Annotated in this window: 16 protein-coding genes and 1 pseudogene; 3 read left to right on the forward strand and 14 right to left on the reverse strand. The window is 35.1% G+C overall.

Annotated elements, in window-relative coordinates; all coding sequences use genetic code 11:
* Positions 1-34 precede the first annotated feature (34 nt).
* The 5 genes from BKP56_RS11735 to BKP56_RS11755 all read right to left on the reverse strand — a co-directional run bounded on the left by BKP56_RS11735 (position 35) and on the right by BKP56_RS11755 (position 3,873).
* Entirely contained in the window at positions 35-358 is a 324-nt protein-coding gene (locus tag BKP56_RS11735; protein ID WP_072695255.1) for a hypothetical protein, read from the reverse strand.
* Positions 355-675, reverse strand: coding sequence for a type II toxin-antitoxin system Phd/YefM family antitoxin (locus BKP56_RS11740; RefSeq protein ID WP_072695257.1), 321 nt, complete (start codon positions 673-675; stop codon positions 355-357). Before BKP56_RS11740 ends, BKP56_RS11735 begins: the two co-directional genes overlap by 4 nt.
* A gap of 332 nt (positions 676-1,007) precedes the next feature.
* Positions 1,008-1,187 carry a hypothetical protein gene (locus tag BKP56_RS11745; RefSeq protein WP_072695259.1) on the reverse strand — a complete coding sequence of 60 codons (180 nt, stop codon included), beginning with the start codon at positions 1,185-1,187 and terminating at the stop codon, positions 1,008-1,010.
* 295 nt (positions 1,188-1,482) lie between these two features.
* Positions 1,483-2,829: a carboxylesterase family protein gene (locus BKP56_RS11750; protein ID WP_072695261.1), complete on the reverse strand. Its 1,347-nt coding sequence runs from the start codon at positions 2,827-2,829 to the stop codon at positions 1,483-1,485.
* Between the two features lie 477 nt (positions 2,830-3,306).
* A complete protein-coding gene (locus BKP56_RS11755) occupies positions 3,307-3,873 on the reverse strand; it encodes an NAD(P)H-dependent oxidoreductase (RefSeq protein WP_072695263.1) in 567 nt (188 codons plus the stop codon).
* Positions 3,874-4,974: 1,101 nt separating this feature from the next.
* On the opposite strand from BKP56_RS11755, the gene BKP56_RS11760 reads away from it, so the two are divergent.
* Positions 4,975-6,891 carry a heavy metal translocating P-type ATPase gene (locus BKP56_RS11760; protein WP_072695265.1) on the forward strand — a complete coding sequence of 639 codons (1,917 nt, stop codon included), beginning with the start codon at positions 4,975-4,977 and terminating at the stop codon, positions 6,889-6,891.
* 62 nt (positions 6,892-6,953) lie between these two features.
* Here the strand turns inward: BKP56_RS11760 and BKP56_RS11765 are convergent, their stop codons facing one another.
* The 9 genes and pseudogenes from BKP56_RS11765 to BKP56_RS11805 all read right to left on the reverse strand — a co-directional run bounded on the left by BKP56_RS11765 (position 6,954) and on the right by BKP56_RS11805 (position 14,760).
* Positions 6,954-7,265: an ArsR/SmtB family transcription factor gene (locus BKP56_RS11765; RefSeq protein WP_072695267.1), complete on the reverse strand. Its 312-nt coding sequence runs from the start codon at positions 7,263-7,265 to the stop codon at positions 6,954-6,956.
* Between the two features lie 269 nt (positions 7,266-7,534).
* Positions 7,535-8,950 carry a glycoside hydrolase family 1 protein gene (locus BKP56_RS11770; protein WP_072695269.1) on the reverse strand — a complete coding sequence of 472 codons (1,416 nt, stop codon included), beginning with the start codon at positions 8,948-8,950 and terminating at the stop codon, positions 7,535-7,537.
* Positions 8,951-9,001: 51 nt separating this feature from the next.
* Positions 9,002-10,329: pseudogene (locus tag BKP56_RS11775) on the reverse strand (PTS sugar transporter subunit IIC).
* Between the two features lie 167 nt (positions 10,330-10,496).
* A complete protein-coding gene (locus tag BKP56_RS11780; RefSeq protein ID WP_072695271.1) occupies positions 10,497-11,213 on the reverse strand; it encodes a GntR family transcriptional regulator in 717 nt (238 codons plus the stop codon).
* 226 nt (positions 11,214-11,439) lie between these two features.
* Positions 11,440-11,973 (reverse strand): metal-dependent hydrolase, encoded by a 534-nt coding sequence (locus BKP56_RS11785; protein ID WP_072695273.1) that lies wholly within the window; start codon positions 11,971-11,973, stop codon positions 11,440-11,442.
* Between the two features lie 39 nt (positions 11,974-12,012).
* Positions 12,013-13,080, reverse strand: coding sequence for an acyltransferase (locus BKP56_RS11790; protein ID WP_072695275.1), 1,068 nt, complete (start codon positions 13,078-13,080; stop codon positions 12,013-12,015).
* 196 nt (positions 13,081-13,276) lie between these two features.
* Positions 13,277-14,032, reverse strand: a complete 756-nt coding sequence (gene map, locus BKP56_RS11795) for a type I methionyl aminopeptidase (RefSeq protein WP_072695277.1) — start codon at positions 14,030-14,032, stop codon at positions 13,277-13,279.
* Positions 14,033-14,142: 110 nt separating this feature from the next.
* On the reverse strand, positions 14,143-14,352 hold the full coding sequence (locus tag BKP56_RS11800) for a hypothetical protein (protein ID WP_072695279.1): 210 nt from the start codon (positions 14,350-14,352) through the stop codon (positions 14,143-14,145).
* A gap of 72 nt (positions 14,353-14,424) precedes the next feature.
* Complete coding sequence (locus BKP56_RS11805) at positions 14,425-14,760, reverse strand: hypothetical protein (RefSeq protein ID WP_072695281.1); 336 nt, start codon at positions 14,758-14,760, stop codon at positions 14,425-14,427.
* Positions 14,761-15,022: 262 nt separating this feature from the next.
* Between BKP56_RS11805 and BKP56_RS11810 the strand changes: the two genes are divergently transcribed.
* Positions 15,023-15,961 carry an NADP-dependent oxidoreductase gene (locus BKP56_RS11810; protein WP_072695282.1) on the forward strand — a complete coding sequence of 313 codons (939 nt, stop codon included), beginning with the start codon at positions 15,023-15,025 and terminating at the stop codon, positions 15,959-15,961.
* A gap of 811 nt (positions 15,962-16,772) precedes the next feature.
* Complete coding sequence (locus tag BKP56_RS11815) at positions 16,773-17,027, forward strand: kinase to dihydroxyacetone kinase (RefSeq protein WP_072695284.1); 255 nt, start codon at positions 16,773-16,775, stop codon at positions 17,025-17,027.
* Positions 17,028-17,085 lie beyond the last annotated feature (58 nt).

Below are 17,085 nucleotides of genomic sequence, written 5' to 3' on the forward strand. Positions count from 1 at the left end.
TTTATTTAACCAATATTTTTATCTATACAGACAGTTAATCATCTGTTTTTTTGCTGATTCTTTTATCAGCACTAATAAATACTTTTTCAGCTTCTCTTTTTCCTATGACCACTATTTCAATAATTTCTATTTTATTATCTGACGCAGCTCTGTATATTAACCGAATACCTAACCTTTGATTTTTCAATTCACTAAATCCTACTAATTTTGCGTATTGTGTATTACCTAATTTTTTACCGATTGAAGATCCTTTTTCTTCTAAACGCTCTATCGCAAGATTTACCCATTTTTTTGTAGCGCCATCTAATTTCTTATAATCTTTAACTGCTTCTTTCCAAAAATTAACTTTGTTTTTCAATCAAACAACTCTTCATCAGACAAATGAGCAAATGGGTTCTCAGTGTCTTCTTTTTCAATGACCTTGGCTGCCGGAATTAATTCTATAGGTCCCTCATCAATTCTATTTGATAAATTACTGTAAAAGATTTTTTCTTCCATTTCATGGTATTTTTCAATTAAAGAACTATACTCTTTATTACTAATAATTACAGCTTCAGGATTATTATGATTTAAAATAAAAACAGGTTCTCCTGTTTTATTTACACTTTTGATGATTTTAGATAATTCACTCTTAGTTTGTGTGATAGATTTTGTTTCTCCAATAGTCTTAAGCATATCTTTCCCTCCAACTATACTAGATTATATCCACAGTATATCCTAATAAAGGTCCTATTTCAATCCCTATTTCAGGACCTTTTTACATTGTTTTATCAGTACCTTACTTTGATAAAATGTTACTTTCATTCGATACTATGCACGCTTTGCTGTTCAGAAAGATTGATTCGTCTGTGACTATCTTATTTTTCATACTAGTACTTTTGTATAATAAATAATCTCTAATAGTTAATAACCTGTTTTGTTTAGAAAAGAATCTATTTATTGGATACTAAAAAAAGAGAAACCACACGATTTCTCCTTCTTTATCTTCATTTAGTTATATTTATAGTTTAGTCGAATAAGTAATCGTCTGTCATGTCAGCGAATGGATTGTGGTCAAAGCTTCCTGAGTTATCTTGTTTATGGATAAGACTTTCTGGTCCAGAATATAGATTACTGGAAAAATCATCGCTAATATAGTCTTTTTCCACTGAGCTACTATCAAACATCCCCTGATTCTTTTCGTTCATGGTTCTTGCCCTCCTATTAATGTATGGCCTTTAATGAGTTATAGTTTTATTTCAGTCTATTTTTGTAAATACTTATTTCTGTAACTAATATAGCATATACATTCGAAAGATTACTAATAATATACCTTTAAGAAACAAAAAAGTTTATATTCAGATTTTCTACTCTTTATTTTTACCGTATTCTTAACATTTATCTATACAAATAAGGTCCATGCAGCTTTCGCATGAACCTTATTTAAAGATGATTCATCTACTCTTATCTAACAGTCTATCTATTTGATAAATAAACTGTATACTATGAGGAAATCTTCTTAACCTTGATCAATCCGTCCACATGAACAGGTTTGATTTGACCCGTTTTAGCAAACACTCCCCATATCTGACGCAGTACCTGACCTTGACGATGAAATTTCCCCCAGGTTATTCCATCTAGTATCGGAGACCCTTCCCACAGTTCCTCATTTTCGAAAAGATACGGTATTTCGGAAGCATGTCCTCCAGCCAGCTGATTCCGTGGAGCTCCTCCACTGATTTCATATTTATACCCGCTTCCTCCGCCAAGATGATGTCTTCTGGTAAATTCCTCCACGCCAGATTTATATATTTTCTTTGTTAAAAATTTAATGGACGCCTTGGCTAAATATTTTCCTATAAAGGGAGTTTTAGTCAATTTGTTCAATACAGGAATATATGGAATAAATGGAGCTAATTCGCGTTTATTATTACCAACTAATATTTCAATACGTCTAGCTGCTTTTTTCCATTCGTGATCTAAATCATCTTCGTTTGGAAGAGGAAATTCACCATACTGTACTCCAAATGGCATAGCAGACTTCAACCCGAACGGCTTCACTTTATCTTGAATATGCGCTTGGACTTCTGCAACTTTTTCTAAAGAGTCATCAGCAGAGATTTTTTTCTTTTCTTCTAGCATAACAGTTTTCATTTCTTTTGGTGCAGGTAGTAGTCCAAAAGGAGCGCTCTGTATAATCGCTCTATTGAACAACCCTTCTGTTCCTTTGGCAATCATAAGATGAGCTGCTGCATCTCCTCCAGCCGATTCACCAAATATAGTGATGTTTTCTGGATTACCTCCAAATCCTGCTATATTCTGCTTTACCCACTTTAACGCTTCAATCTGATCAAGCAACCCAAGATTTGCTGGTGTACTCTCTTTACTGCCTAAATATCCTAACAATCCTAATCGATACGTTACGGTAACCACTATGACGCGTTGTTCCCGCACTAAAACTGCTGGATCATATATAGGATAATCTCCTGCTCCCGTAACATAAGATCCTCCATGTATCCACACCATTACCGGAAGATTATCCGAAAAGCTAGTATCTTTGGGAGTAGTTACAGAAAGATATTGACAATGTTCATCTACTTTCATTTCTCTAGATTCTTGATTGATAAGATAATCGGTAAATTCATCTTTGGGTTGTGGAGAAGCAGGTGACCATTTCGTTGCTTCTACTATTTTATCTGTATTTGCTGGTTCAGCAGTTGGCGCTTCAAATCTAAGAGCTGTAGCATATTTAATACCAGTAGCTCTTAAGACCCCTTTTTTCTCATCATTCCATCCACGAATAGTTCCCATAGAACAATTCCATGTTGGATTAAGATTAGTATCATTCATTTTTTTATACTCCTATTTAACTTTACTTGTTCTTCACTATTTCTATTTTAACGGTATTAGAGAATTTAGTAAAACACCAGGCAATCTACTTGAACGATAAACAGCTGCTTATTGAATCAATAAAAATATATTTAAATTTTCCATTAAAAAAAACTATCCAATGCAATTTGAGATGCATCGGATAGTTTACATAAGTATTTAGTTAAGTTAAGTTAAGTTAAGTTAAGTCTTCATTTCATTACGCTAATTACTAGACCTAAAATTGCTTATATTCATCTACTCTATAAGTAATCTTTAAGGCTTTTTTCAACAAATATCTCAAATGCTTTTGAATGAATCTACAAATCCAGCTAACTTAGATCAACGATTGGTAGCTGTCATCTTAATAATTTTTGTATGGACTCATTGTTTTATAATCGTGAATCTACGCTCAAACAGTTTATTATGTTATCCTCTTTTGTTCTATCTTAATAGAGATTAATTTTCGAAATAGTCACTTATTTCTTTTAAATACTGTTCGCGTGATTCTGGTAGATGAACGGTCTGGCAGTGAATCCAAGAAACATTTTTAATGCCTACCATATCTAAAGTTCCATTGATCAAAGTACTCTGGATTGGATCTCCAACAAATGCAAGGTTTTCTTTAGAAATGTTAGCAGTTGTCAATACTAACCCTTCATTGATATTCAATAGTCCAGTTAATTTATGATCTATTTCATCATAAGCTTGGCCTTTGAGTAACACTTTATCCAAAAAGCCTTTTAGCATACCTGGGGTGTTGAACCACCAAATAGGAAAAATAAATATAATTTTTTCTGCTGCTTTCAAGCGTTCGATATAGTCAGCAGCCAATGGATCGGCATATTCTCCACGACTGAATAAACGCAAGTCCTCCTGTGTGTATGCAGGATTAAATCCATCCGCATGCAAGTCGATCACATCAACAACATCGCCCTTTTTTTCTAGATGATTGACTGTTGTTTCTAAAATATGATGATTAAAACTTTCATTCCAAACATGTGTATAAACAATTACTGCTTTCATAACCGTCTCCTTTATTTTTTAATGCAAGGAACTTTCCTGTTCCTAAGTTGAATCCATTCCGTTTTTTACTTTATCTCGTTTGACTATTGTACTTTTTTAATAAGAATAACGTAACAATTCATTACATCGATAACTTGTCATAAACAGTATATGTAATTAGAAGAATTTCAAACTGTACTTAACTAAATACTCTTTTATAGTCTGAGATAGTTTTCATTGTACTTTTAATATTATCGTGAAGATTTAAACTTGTCAACGCATGAAAAATAACTTACTCCCCCCCTAGTATACTTATTTATCTATAGCAAAATTGCCTATCAGACTCGTATTTAGAATAATTGTTTTAAAAGTAGATTTATTTGATTGTGCCTCCTAATTAAGTTACCGCCTAATAGCTATTCTCTTACGACTCATCTTGCTTTCTTGTTCCAGTTGATACATAAAGGTTGCCTCTCTTACCTCTTACCTAGTTTTTCTATTCCAGTTAGTACATAAACACTATTTCTCTTACGACTCACCTAGCCTTTCTATTCCAGTTGGTACATATACACTGTTTATCTTTCAACTGATCCAACTTCCCTGTTTCAGTTGATATATAAACATTGTTTCCCTTTCGACTCATCTAGCTTTTTCATGCCAGTTAGTACATTAGAGTCTGATTTACTGAAGGTTCAATGCATATAGTAACTATGAAGGGGTAAAAATTCACTTTTCCTTACCATCTCAATTCTGAAATGAGATCTTTTCTTTCTTTTTTCTTCTATAATAATAGATTTTCTTATTTAAGATATTGTCCGTTCATTTATCTATATTAATCAAACCGTTTTAATACGGGTATAGAAATTTTTCTACAATAAAGACCTATATAAGAGTCAGTTTCCCTTGTGATTCAATGCTTATTTATTGCTCCGCCATTATACGTTCACTGTATCTGAAAATGTAATAGGTACAGGTATTTTGAATCAATAAATTTCAATTAAAATCTAGAATTCTCTTGACAAATGAATGATGATTCATATATATACTCTAACCATACATATGAGCGGATATTCATTTGTTAAAAATGATTGATCTAAAAATTCAACTAAAGGGTGTTTTACTATGGAAACTCATCAACAGGCTAAAATAGCACATAATCATGCTGAACATGCGCATGATCACGGAAATATGCCGGTCTTTCTTTTTTTCATTGGTTTAATTATCTATTTGATTGCACTGATAGGTTCTTTTAACTATATATTGGAAGATATTTTCTTCGTCATTACTATGATTACTGCTGGTTACCATGTAATGATAGAGGGAGTAGGCGAAACGATTACCGAGTCGCTGCGCTTGAAAAGATTTCATCCAAATGTTCATATCTTAATGACGCTAGCTGCATTAGGAGCTGCGATCATCGGTGACTTTGACGAAGGTGCCTTGTTAATTTTGATTTTCGCTGGCGCCCATTTTCTTGAGGAATACGCAGAAGGTAAAAGCAAACGTGAAATTACTCATTTACTTGAAATGAACCCTACTGAAGCTAGGCTCATTCTTCCTACAGGAGAAACTAAATTAGTTAAAGTAGAAACCTTGACAATTGGGGATCATTTGCAGGTCTTACCAGGAGACAAGATTCCTACAGATGGTTCGATTATTGAAGGATCTAGTGATATTGATGAAGCTTCTATTAGCGGCGAAAGTATTCCTCGAGAAAAAATTACCGGCGATGAAGTATTCGGTAGTACGATAAATGGTAAAGGTTCTTTCAAAATGGAAGTTACTAAAAATAATGAAGATACCGTATTTTCTAAAATTATTGAACTTGTCAATCAGTCACAATCCAATCTTTCGAAAACAGCTACAACGATTAAAAAATTAGAACCAAAATATGTAACGATCGTAATGATTGTTGTTCCAGTATTTATCTTACTTACACCATTCTTAGTAGGATGGAGCTGGAATACTAGTTTTTACCGCGGAATGATTATGTTAATCTCTGCTTCACCTTGTGCTTTGGCTGCTAGTGCAGTACCAACAACCCTATCAGGTATCTCTAATTTAGCGAAACAAGGCGTTCTTTTCAAAGGCGGATCTTATCTTTCGAATTTAGCTAAAATCAAAGCCATTGCATTCGACAAAACGGGTACATTGACTGAAGGTAAACCCGCTGTTACTGACCACTATTTTGTCAACGAAGAAAATACTGAATACTGGAAAGATGTTATTGTAGCCATGGAAAAAAGTGCAAATCATCCGTTAGCTGATGCTATACTGGATGCCTTCACTTCTGCTTCTTCAATAAAAATGGATGCAGAAAATGAAATTGGCAAAGGCTTAGTTGCTGAACATCAAAATAAACAGTACCGTATTGGAAAACCCTCTACGTTTACGAATGTCCCAGCAGAAATCGAAAAACAAAATGAAACATTAGCCAAAGAAGGAAAAACCGTTGTGTATTTCAGTGAGAATGACAGCGTGGTGGGACTGATCGCAATGATGGACTTACCGAATAAAGATGCTAAAACTGTCATTCAATACTTTAAAGATCAAGGAATTCACACGGCTATGATTACTGGAGACTCAAAACTTACTGGAGAAGCTGTCGGTAAGCTGGTTGCGATTGACGAAGTCATTGGTAATGTACTGCCAGAAAACAAATCAGAAATTATTCATTCCACTCAAAAACAATATGGGGAAACCGTCATGCTTGGAGATGGGATCAATGATGCACCAGCTCTAGTGGCATCAGATATTGGTTTCGCTATGGGGAACGGAACGGATGTTGCTATTGATGTAGCAGATGCTGTGATTATGCAAAATGACTTAACTAAGTTCCAATATGCTCATAAAGTTTCTAAAAAAGTAGATAAAGTGGTCTGGCAGAATATTTTGTTCTCTATGTTCATTGTTTTACTTTTAAATGGATTAAATTTAGTAGGCAAGGTTGACATTGGTATCGGGGTATTAGCTCACGAAGGAAGTACACTGCTGGTTATTTTAAATGGTTTGAGATTGTTATTACCGGTCAAAGACTGATTCTATAGATACAATAAAACAAGCATGGAAAGCTGAGATTATTAAAGCTTTCCATGCTTGTTTTAGCATTCTTCTCTAGTATGTGTGATCACTTGATCTAGTATTTTCAGGACGTGATCATCATCCAGACTATAATAGACCGTTTTCCCACTTCTTCTTGGTTTGACTAGACGTTTCGCTTTTAAGGTACTCAGCTGATGTGAGATTGCAGACTGATTCATGTCGAGTGCTGTTGCTATATCGCCGACACTTAACTCTCTGTCATGTAACAGAAAGACGATGGAAATCCTGGTTGGATCGCTGATTGCTTTAAAAAACTGACTGACAAGCTGAATCGTATTTTTATCTACTGCCGATGTTAAGTTATCTTCCATTTCTTCTCTCCTCGATCCTTTATGTAAAGATTATTAAATGTAATAATCTTACGAATCATTTGCCTATTTTTGAGTAAACCATAATCTGTCCGATTTGTCAAAATAGCTACTCTATTTTAATTTGAATTTGAGTATAAATCAAGTGCTCTATTCCCAAGGATAGTAGGATTTGAATTTGATTATCCAAGTTTTGCGAGTCAAAAGGAAAGAATATAGAAAAACGATATCTCAACAAGCTTTAAATAACTTGTTGAGATATCGTATACTATTTATTTATATTGAATGTCTTCACTAACGAGCTCTCTCTGTTCGATAATCTGTTTATACCATTGACCAGATTTTTTAAGTGAACGGCCGCGGTCGTTTTCAAGATCAATTCTAACTAGGCCGTAACGATTTTTGAAAGCATTCATTGGTGAAACGCAATCTGTAAAGGCCCATAACATGTATCCCTCACAACTGGAACCTGCTTTAACAGCTTTCAGCAACCATGACAGATGTTCGCCGATAAAGTCGATTCTGTAGTCATCTTGGACCTCTCCTTTATCGTTCATGAAGCGTTCTTCTGCTTCTATTCCCATGCCATTTTCTGTAATGAGCCAAGGAATATTGTTGTATTCATCTTTGATACGCATAGCCATATCGTACATTAATTTCGGATAAATTTCCCATCCTCTGGATTTATTCATTCTACGTCCTGGTAATTCAAAAGCATCATAGTACATTTCCGGATGGAATGGAGCGTTCTCATTCCACGAATGTTTTGGTGCTTGTACTCTTTTCGGAAAATATAGATTAATGCCCAGGAAGTCGACGGTATTCTTTTTAATTATTTCCAGCTCGTTTTCATCATGTTCAAAAAGAATATCATGCTTTTTCAGTAAAGAAAGCAACTCCTTTGGATACTCTCCTTTAACAGCAGGATCTAAAAATACCCGATTGTAGAATAAGTCAAATATGTGTGCTGCTTTCTGATCAGCTTTTGAAGTCGAACGTGCATAAGTCACTTCTGGATTCAAAATCGTACCGATACGTCCATCAAATCCGCCATTTCGATAAGCAGCAACTACTTTAGCTGTAGCTAACACTTTATGATGATTCCACTGCATCCATTTCGCTGCATTTTGTTCATGGGGCCATCTGATCGCATCTAGATAAACTCTTGTTTGAACTACCACTGGTTCATTAAAAACAAACCAGCTCTTCACACGGTCTCCAAAACGATCAAAAGCGATTTTAGCATACTCGACAAACAATTCGACTACTTTCTTAGAACTCCAGCCATCATATTTTTCTAGTAAATAGGCAGGTAATTCATAATGTTCAAGACATAGCATCGGTTCTACATTCGCTTTGATCAAAGCATTGATTACATTATTTACATGTTCAACATAATCTTCATCTACGATCAGCTCTTCGTAATCTGTAAAGAATCTTGACCAGTTGATGCTAGTGCGATAATGTGTTAAGCCGATTTCTTGCATGTGGTCAATATCATCTTGATATTTTTCCATAAAATTCGTTGCTACAGCTGGTCCGTATCCTTCGTGCCAGACAAAGTTTTCTTTCTTATACCAAGCGTCTAGATAGGAATCTTGTCCTTCTTTTTTTCCTTGCCAGCCTTCAGTCTGCCAAGCAGAAGATCCGGCTCCAAGTATGAAGTTTTCTGGAATTGTTTGTTTCATTTAATAAACCCCTTTTATACTTTTTAATTCTAATGATTCTTATAGTTCTAATTATCCGTTAACGACTTCTTCGCCGTATTCTTCTTTTTCAATATCTTCTACCTTCGCTTCTTTATTCGCTACTCTAATGAACGGTAGATAAATCAGCACTGCAACTGCTATACATATGATTTGAGTAACAACTGCTCCTAAGTCACCTGCTGTTGCAATCCAGGCACTAATGATGGGCGGCGTTGTCCAAGGAATCATAACTACAGCTTTGCCTGCAAATCCAATTGCTGTTAAGAAATAAGCGATTGTTCCTGTTACTAAAGGTGTAAGAACAAAAGGAATTGCCATAATCGGATTTAATACAATCGGTAATCCAAAAATAACCGGCTCATTAACATTGAAGATTCCAGGTGGAAAAGAAAGCTTGCCAATCGAACGATAATCTTCTCTTTTACTTCCAATAAAGACTGCGATTAGTAGACCAAGCGTTAAGCCAGATCCGCCTACTGTCATATAGATATCCCAGAAAGGCATGTTTATAATATTAGGAATTTCTTCCCCTGCTTGAAAAGCTTGTGTATTTTCAGCTATAGCTGCTAATAAAATTGGTTCGCGAATTGGCTTGATGATCTGGTTCCCGTGAATACCAATAACCCAGAATAATTGTGAAACCAGCATTAAAATCAATATACCCGGCAGTCCTTGTACAACATTTTCTAATGGAGCTTGAACCAGGTTGTAAATAATATCGTAAATATGCATGCCTGTTACAGCATTGATCAGAAATCCGATTGATGCAACGGCTACGATTGTGATGACAGTCGGTATTAATGCTGAAAATGATCTCGATACATTTGTCGGTACAGAATCAGGCATTTTTATTTTTAACTTGTCCTGATTTCCTAACCAAGTGTAAAGTTCAATTGATCCAATCGCCACGATCATACCTAAGAACAACCCGCTTGCTCCGGTGTATTCGCTGGAGATTACATCGCTGACATTTATGGTTTCAGTATCATTAATGATTGCATCAATTGCTGTTGGAACAACCGCTATATAGGACAAAGCAGCTAATAGCCCTGGGAAATGGCCATCTAATTTATTCAGTTTACCCATTTCATTCCCGATGAGAAATACTGCACCTAACGCCATCATATCCATAGTAGCGTAATTGATCATCTGAGATAACGGTTTCAAATTCTCCAACCAGCTTAACTAGCTAATCTGAGCTAATCCATTGGTACTATCAAAAACCATACTTGAAAATAACGTTGCAAACGCACCAGTAATAATAGCGTAAAGGAATTTTTTATAGCAATAATATACTTGTAACTGTTAATTTTGTACGCTATTTGATTTAATGCATTGATGAATCGATTGTTTTCCATCCTACATCCTCCTTGTTCCTTCCGTTTTTGTAATTGCTTACATAAGAAGTTTACCTTTTTATTTTCTAAATGTAAAGTTAAATATAAAATTTGTATTTACAAATTTTATATTTAAAAAAAGAACCCCATATCCAATGGGGTTAACCACCTTACATAACTATAATATTTTAAGAATCTTGATTGATAAAAGACATTTCTACCATGTCAAAACGATGATGCACTTTTGAATACTCAAATGGTGTTCCTGTTTTTAGAAACATAACTTTTTCCACTTCTAGGATAGGATCATCATCTTTACAATCAAGATATTTTTTATCTAGCTGATTAGGCTTGGCAGCACGGACTATTTGACGATTGTCTCCAAATACAATCCCCAGTTCTCTTCTTATATATCTATAAACGGAATCTTTAAGGACTTCTTCCGTTATACCGGGAATAATATGCACTGGGACTACTGTATTCTCTAAAGAATAAGGTTTTCCTCCAAGAATCCTTAAGCGCTGATAATGATAAACCGGTGTTTCTTTGTTGATCATTAACTGCTGCCTTTCTTGTTCATCTGGAAAACGCACATTGAATTTAATGATTTCGCTTTGTAATTCAACTTCATCTTGTACAGCTGTTGTCAGTCCTACATTATGTCCAATCTGAATACTGGATTGAGCTTGCAGAAGCGCATTTCTCTTCACGTATGTTCCTGAACCCTGAATCGTATAGACCAGTCCAGCAGTTGTTAATAAGTCTAATGCTCTTTTTATGGTTACTCGACTTGTACTGAATTCTTCTGCTAAAGAATTTTGGTCGGGTAATTTCTCGTCAACTGAATATGTATTATCTTTTATCCGCTCTCTAATCAACTCTGCAACTTTTTTATATTTAGGCATCTAATTTCCTCCTTTACTTCTGCTTTTATCTATTCTTTCCATACTACTTTATCTTTTCATTTTAAATTAAAAAGTATTTTATTACAAACTTTGTAATAAAATATCTTAAGTTTACCTTTATACGCTACTAAAAACGGAAGCCACATTATTTTCATGGCTCCCGTTGATCTCAGTCTATTTTTATTGCTATGATTCTGCAGTAAAGTTTCTATCCAAAGTTATGCGCTCAATGGAGAAACTGATTGATATATTCAAAAGAAAAGTCGCTAAAATTCAGCTGCAAAACTTCCTGAATCAAAATTAAAGTGGCTGTAACAAAGAGAATATTTTCGATTATTCCGCCAGTATTATAATAAATCCTATTGAATCCGGACTGAAACCGTTTCTTAGAAAGTGGCTGCAGCCAGGCAATTCCCTTTTTAGAAAAAGAGTCTTCTATTAAGTGGGCTAAATAGCCAAAAGCAAACCAGTGGACGAGTTCCAGAGGTAAACCAAATGTAGTATGCCCTAAATAAAAAAAGAATGTTACTGCAATTAGCCCTGTTAGACTATGTGTAAGTCCGCGATGTCCAAAAACTACTTTCATACTGTTACTGATCCCGATCATTCTACGTCCAATATAGGAGTTTGGTTCATCGATATCCGGAAATACAGCCCCTAAAGCTGCAAATGACAAGCTACCTGCTGAAAGAGATTCTGAAGAGACCATTACCGGCAGAGAAATGGCTAACGTGGCTGCCAAATGTGTTCTATATCTCAATTCTTACTTCCCCTTCACTATAGAAAGCAAAATAAAAGATTAAGTTGCTTTCCAGTTTTTTCCTTTAACGGAATGTTTTACCCATTCCCAGACCTTCATTAGACCCCAGATAATAAAATAACTGATTCCACCAACAAGTAAAGCAATAAGTGGAATCGATAATAATGGAGTGAATAGTGTCGTATTCAAACCAAGATCCCAAAGCAGATCACGAATCAGCACATGGACAAGGTAAACACCAAATGAATATTTAGAAATATGGATAATCATTTTCTGAACTTTTTCAGATAAAGTTATATTCTGCATCGAATGTTTCACGAATACAAATGTCGCTAGACTTGCAAAAAAAACATTGGGTGTCAGATACTCATAAAATAATGAATACATTGCCCCATCTTGTGCCGACCTTAATGCTGTTCCAATAACCGTTACAGCAAAGCCTATAATGCCCAAGCCATAAAGTGTTCTGCGCCAGTTTTTTGGCAAAGTATATCGGCTCAATAAATAACCGGCCATAAAATATCCGGCATAGCCGAGTGTAATATCTACATTAAGTCCATTGTCTGCGACTGTATCAGTAGATCTGACAGGGAACTGATTGATGGTGGGAATCAAAAACCCTACAACAAAGCTTATAAGTACAAAATAAATAGCTAAGTGCTTTTCTTTGGTCAATGGTCTTAAAAGTGGCACCATTACATAAATTTCAGTCAACCTATATAAGAACCAGAGGTGAAAGTACCCTTGAACGATCTGAAGGATTGTACGATCTACTTCTTCAGTAAGAGCAACTTCAGGCTGTTTGTATTGATCAAAAAATACATAGATAACTGACCAGACAAAAAACGCACGAACGAGCCGCCAGATATATTTCGTATACATCGTTTTAGGTTCTAGGTTTTTCTTTGGATCAAGAAAAAACATGCCACTTACCATAAACAATAAAGGTACACAGATTCTAGACATTCCATTGATGAAATTAAGCCATTGCCAGCCCATTGTATCTAGTTCATATCGATGAGTATCTTTAGATACGATATGAATCAATATAACCATGACAATTGCTAATATTCTCAATACATCTGCATACCATATTCGCTGCTTCATATTTTTTTAATCCTCTCAAATAACATAGTCACTGAATATCATATCAGAAACTGTTTTAAACGAGTATTCAGATGCTTATATGTGTTTACACCACTTCTGCTATCAACAAAAAAACTAGAAGGATGGAAAGAGAATTGGTAAAACTCAGTCTCTTTTCAACACTTCTAGATTGAATTGTTTAGTTTCCTAACATAAGTTACTCATCTTTTTGTTTAGTCAGGATTCTAGGACCGTCTTTTGTGATAGCGATGGTATGCTCGTACTGGCAGCTTAATCCACCATCTTTTGTACGGGCTGTCCAGCCATTATCATCCATTTTCGATTTCCAGGTACCTGTATTAATCATGGGTTCAATGGTAATAACCATACCTTCTTTTAAGCGCATTCCTTTACCTGCTTGACCGTAGTGAGGTACACTTGGACCTTCATGTAATGTAGGGCCGATACCATGTCCGACAAATTCACGGACAACACCGAAACCAAAAGGTTCAACATAGCTTTGGATCGCATGACCGATATCGCCGATTCTGTTTCCGATTTTTGCTGCGGCGATTCCTTTATATAAAGAAGTCAGTGTGACGTCCATGAGCTTTTTGACTTCATCAGTTGCCTCTCCTACTGAATAACTCCAGCAGGAATCAGATAATGCACCATTTAAATTGATGACCATATCAACTTTGATCAGATCCCCCTCTTTTAATTTCTCACTTCTAGGGAACCCATGACAAATTTCATCGTTTACACTGACACAAGTCGCATATTCGTAACCTTCGAATCCTTTTTGTTCGGCACTTGCGCCATGTTCGTCTATAAGTTTTTCTACATATTGATCAATATCTGATCCAGATATACCCGGTTTGATAAACCCACGTAATTTCTCATGGATATCAGCCAGCACTGCGCCGGATCGTTCCATAGCATCTATTTCTCTAGGTGATTTTAGCGTAATCACGTAATCAGTCTCCTTAAAGTATCAAATTATTCTCTATTATACAGAAATTTTAATGATTCTGGAACCTTTACGAGGAAGGTTTAATAAATCAAAAGGTTCTTACTCATAAATTATTCAGACTTCTGAATCTTCAGGCTTATTCCCTGTTTTTGAAAGAAAACTATCGTTTCCGGGTTTCTGGTCGAATTTTTTGGTACCAGCATAATCAGATTGGAAGTCGCTTCATGTTCTGAAAAATATGGAATACTATTTGATTCAATTCCGATTATCTTATTTTCTTCTGGTTCAGTAAAAAGATTCGCGCTTTCAACACCCTCCACTTGTAGAACCTCCATTGATTCACTATCGGTAAAGTTCTCAAATACTGTTTTGTCTACTAGTAATAGATCATACTACACGGCTGCTAATTGGGCAAAAAAACGTTCCGCTCCTTGTCCTTCTTGAGTAACAGTCACCAGCATATTCCCTTTTTGATTTTCTGGATCTAGTAATGCCTTTAAGTCATTCGATAAAATCTCCGTTTGTTCTGTTGTCGTTTGAGGACCCAATACACCGATATGGTAATCCACTTGTGTCCGGTTAAATAATTGCATCATTAAGTAAATGGATAAGAATAGTACGAGGATGATACCCATTAAGTGCCATTTATAATATTCCCATAGATAGGCAGCTTTTTCTTTGTTGGAATCATTTGATTGTAATACATTTTTCATTTGCGTTTTAGCCATTACATACTTCCTATTGATTTATTTGGTAGACTATTCTATTTTCTCCTTATCATAACATCTATTCGTTAAAAATATAAAAGAATAATGAGATGATTCAAATTTGATTTTGCACAATTTAATTTGTATAATACATTAGATTCTGATGGTCTAAAGTAAAGATGCAAATCTTTTGTTGATCACTATTTTTTTGATATGCTTATTTTGTAAAGTAAAGGTCAGAATAAGTCATTCATTATTATTTAAATGAAAGAAGGACGAACAAATGAAAGCTATTGTTATAGAAGAATATGGGTCTGCTGATCAGTTAGTCGAAAGAGAAGTTCCTACACCGGAAATTAAAGATAATCAAGTTCTAGTAGAATTACATGCTACTTCTATCAATCCGGTAGATTGGAAAGTAAGAGAAGGTTATCTTAAAGATAACTTGCCTTTTCAGTTTCCTGTCATATTAGGATGGGATGCTGCAGGAATCATTAAAGAAGTGGGTGAAGCTGTAACTGGATTTTCTGTGGGAGACAACGTATTTGCTAGACCAGCTACTAATGCTTTCGGAACATATGCTGAATATACTGCTATTGATAGTAATCTGCTAGCACATATGCCAGAAAATGTATCCTTTGCAGAAGCAGCTTCTATTCCACTTGTCGGTGAAACCGCTTGGACTGCTTTAGTAGAAATCGCTAAAATCAAAGAGGGCGATAAAGTACTGATTCATGCAGGTGCTGGCGGAGTTGGTAGTTTAGCCATTCAGATTGCCAAAAGTTTTGGTGCGACTGTTGCTGCTACTGCAAGCTCTGATAATGAAGATTATTTAAATGATTTAGGTGTAGATGTCTTTATTGATTACAAAAAACAAGACTTCGAATCAGAACTTGATGACTATGATATTGTTTTCGATACAATGGGTGGTGAGATTCAGGGAAAAAGCTTTAACGTATTGAAAAAAGGTGGCATAATTGTTTCCATTACGAATCCGCCAAGTGAAGAACTAGCTAAAACAAATGAAGTCAAAACAGGTTACTTTTTCTTAGAACCTGATGGTAAGCGTTTGGCCAAATTAGGTGAACTAATGAAAAATAATCAGCTTAAAGCCACTATAGGCAGTCAGTTCCCTTTTACTGAAAATGGTATGAGAGAAGCCCATCGTTTAAGTGAGACTCATCATGCTAAAGGCAAAATCGTTATTAATATTAAATCTTAAAATAAATGATTGAATCATTACAAAGAGGTAGGAACAAAAGTTTCTATTGAGCAATAATTTGAAGTGTATAACAACCAAAAACCCGTCAAATCAAGGAGTGAATTCCCTTGATTTGATGGGATTTTACATTCTATCTAGTTTTGTCCCAGTTTCTTTGATTTGTATCTGTTTGTTTTGGTTCTGGATTAATCTACATATGGCTTTTGTTTTTACACAGTTATATGAACTTTACCCCATAAGAGCAGTTCATCACTTAACTTACTAAGAGATCTCCACTCAGTTACCAGATAAGTGCAGCATATCAATCAACTCAATAAGAGATCTCCATTCAGTTACCAGATAAAAGCAGCATATCAATCAACTCAATAAGAGATCTCCATTCAGTTGCCAGATAAAAGCAGTATATCAATCAACTCACTAAGAGATCTCCATTCAGTTGCCAGATAAGAGCAGTTCCTCACACCATTCAGCTCGTCTCAGTCAGGTTTCTATACTCAAGCAAAGTATCTATTTTTAGAGAAATTGGCATGCGTAACAATAAAGATAGAGACTGAGAGCAAACGAGCTAGAAACTAAAACGCCGTCAAACCAAAATAAAATCCTTGATTTTCCGATACTTCAAATTTTTAGACAATGAAGACTTTTGTCCCAGCTGCTTTGTTTTATATAAATTTCCTTAATTTCCTCTCATAAATCAAAGATAACATTCCGCTTTCAATTCAAGAGATTGCTTATCTTCTATATATCAGATATATTATATTCATATTTAAAAATCGTAAACTATACGATTTACAAAAAAGGGAGAATTCTTATGGACAACGAATTTAGATATGACACTCAGTTACTGATAGAAGGAGAAAATTTATCTGAAGATGCTATTTCTACTTACTTTAATCAACATTTTGCTGGTGATTGTCTTCTAGCAGTTGGAGATGAAAATTTGATTAAAATTCATTTTCATACTAACCAGCCTTGGGAGATTTTAGAATACTGTTCTACCTTAGGTGAGATTTTTGATATTGTTGTGGAAGATATGTTCCGTCAGTCCAAAGGGTTAAAAGGCTAAAATGAAATATACTTCACACTACTTTTTTTGTTGGTCTTTCTTTGCTATACTGTTTAAT

The sequence above is a fragment of the Marinilactibacillus sp. 15R genome (assembly GCF_001895285.1).
Classification (GTDB): domain Bacteria; phylum Bacillota; class Bacilli; order Lactobacillales; family Carnobacteriaceae_A; genus Marinilactibacillus; species Marinilactibacillus piezotolerans.

Excerpts from the sequence above, each read along its gene's own strand:
- BKP56_RS11760 (WP_072695265.1), top strand. The coding sequence starts at position 4,975 with ATGGAAACTCATCAACAGGCTAAAATAGCACATAATCATGCTGAACAT.
- BKP56_RS11790 (WP_072695275.1), bottom strand. The coding sequence starts at position 13,080 with ATGAAGCAGCGAATATGGTATGCAGATGTATTGAGAATATTAGCAATT.
- BKP56_RS11770 (WP_072695269.1), bottom strand. The coding sequence starts at position 8,950 with ATGAAACAAACAATTCCAGAAAACTTCATACTTGGAGCCGGATCTTCT.
- BKP56_RS11750 (WP_072695261.1), bottom strand. The coding sequence starts at position 2,829 with ATGAATGATACTAATCTTAATCCAACATGGAATTGTTCTATGGGAACT.
- BKP56_RS11815 (WP_072695284.1), top strand. The coding sequence starts at position 16,773 with ATGGACAACGAATTTAGATATGACACTCAGTTACTGATAGAAGGAGAA.
- BKP56_RS11780 (WP_072695271.1), bottom strand. The coding sequence starts at position 11,213 with ATGCCTAAATATAAAAAAGTTGCAGAGTTGATTAGAGAGCGGATAAAA.
- BKP56_RS11740 (WP_072695257.1), bottom strand. The coding sequence starts at position 675 with ATGCTTAAGACTATTGGAGAAACAAAATCTATCACACAAACTAAGAGT.
- BKP56_RS11755 (WP_072695263.1), bottom strand. The coding sequence starts at position 3,873 with ATGAAAGCAGTAATTGTTTATACACATGTTTGGAATGAAAGTTTTAAT.
- BKP56_RS11810 (WP_072695282.1), top strand. The coding sequence starts at position 15,023 with ATGAAAGCTATTGTTATAGAAGAATATGGGTCTGCTGATCAGTTAGTC.
- BKP56_RS11765 (WP_072695267.1), bottom strand. The coding sequence starts at position 7,265 with ATGGAAGATAACTTAACATCGGCAGTAGATAAAAATACGATTCAGCTT.
- BKP56_RS11805 (WP_072695281.1), bottom strand. The coding sequence starts at position 14,760 with ATGGCTAAAACGCAAATGAAAAATGTATTACAATCAAATGATTCCAAC.
- BKP56_RS11745 (WP_072695259.1), bottom strand. The coding sequence starts at position 1,187 with ATGAACGAAAAGAATCAGGGGATGTTTGATAGTAGCTCAGTGGAAAAA.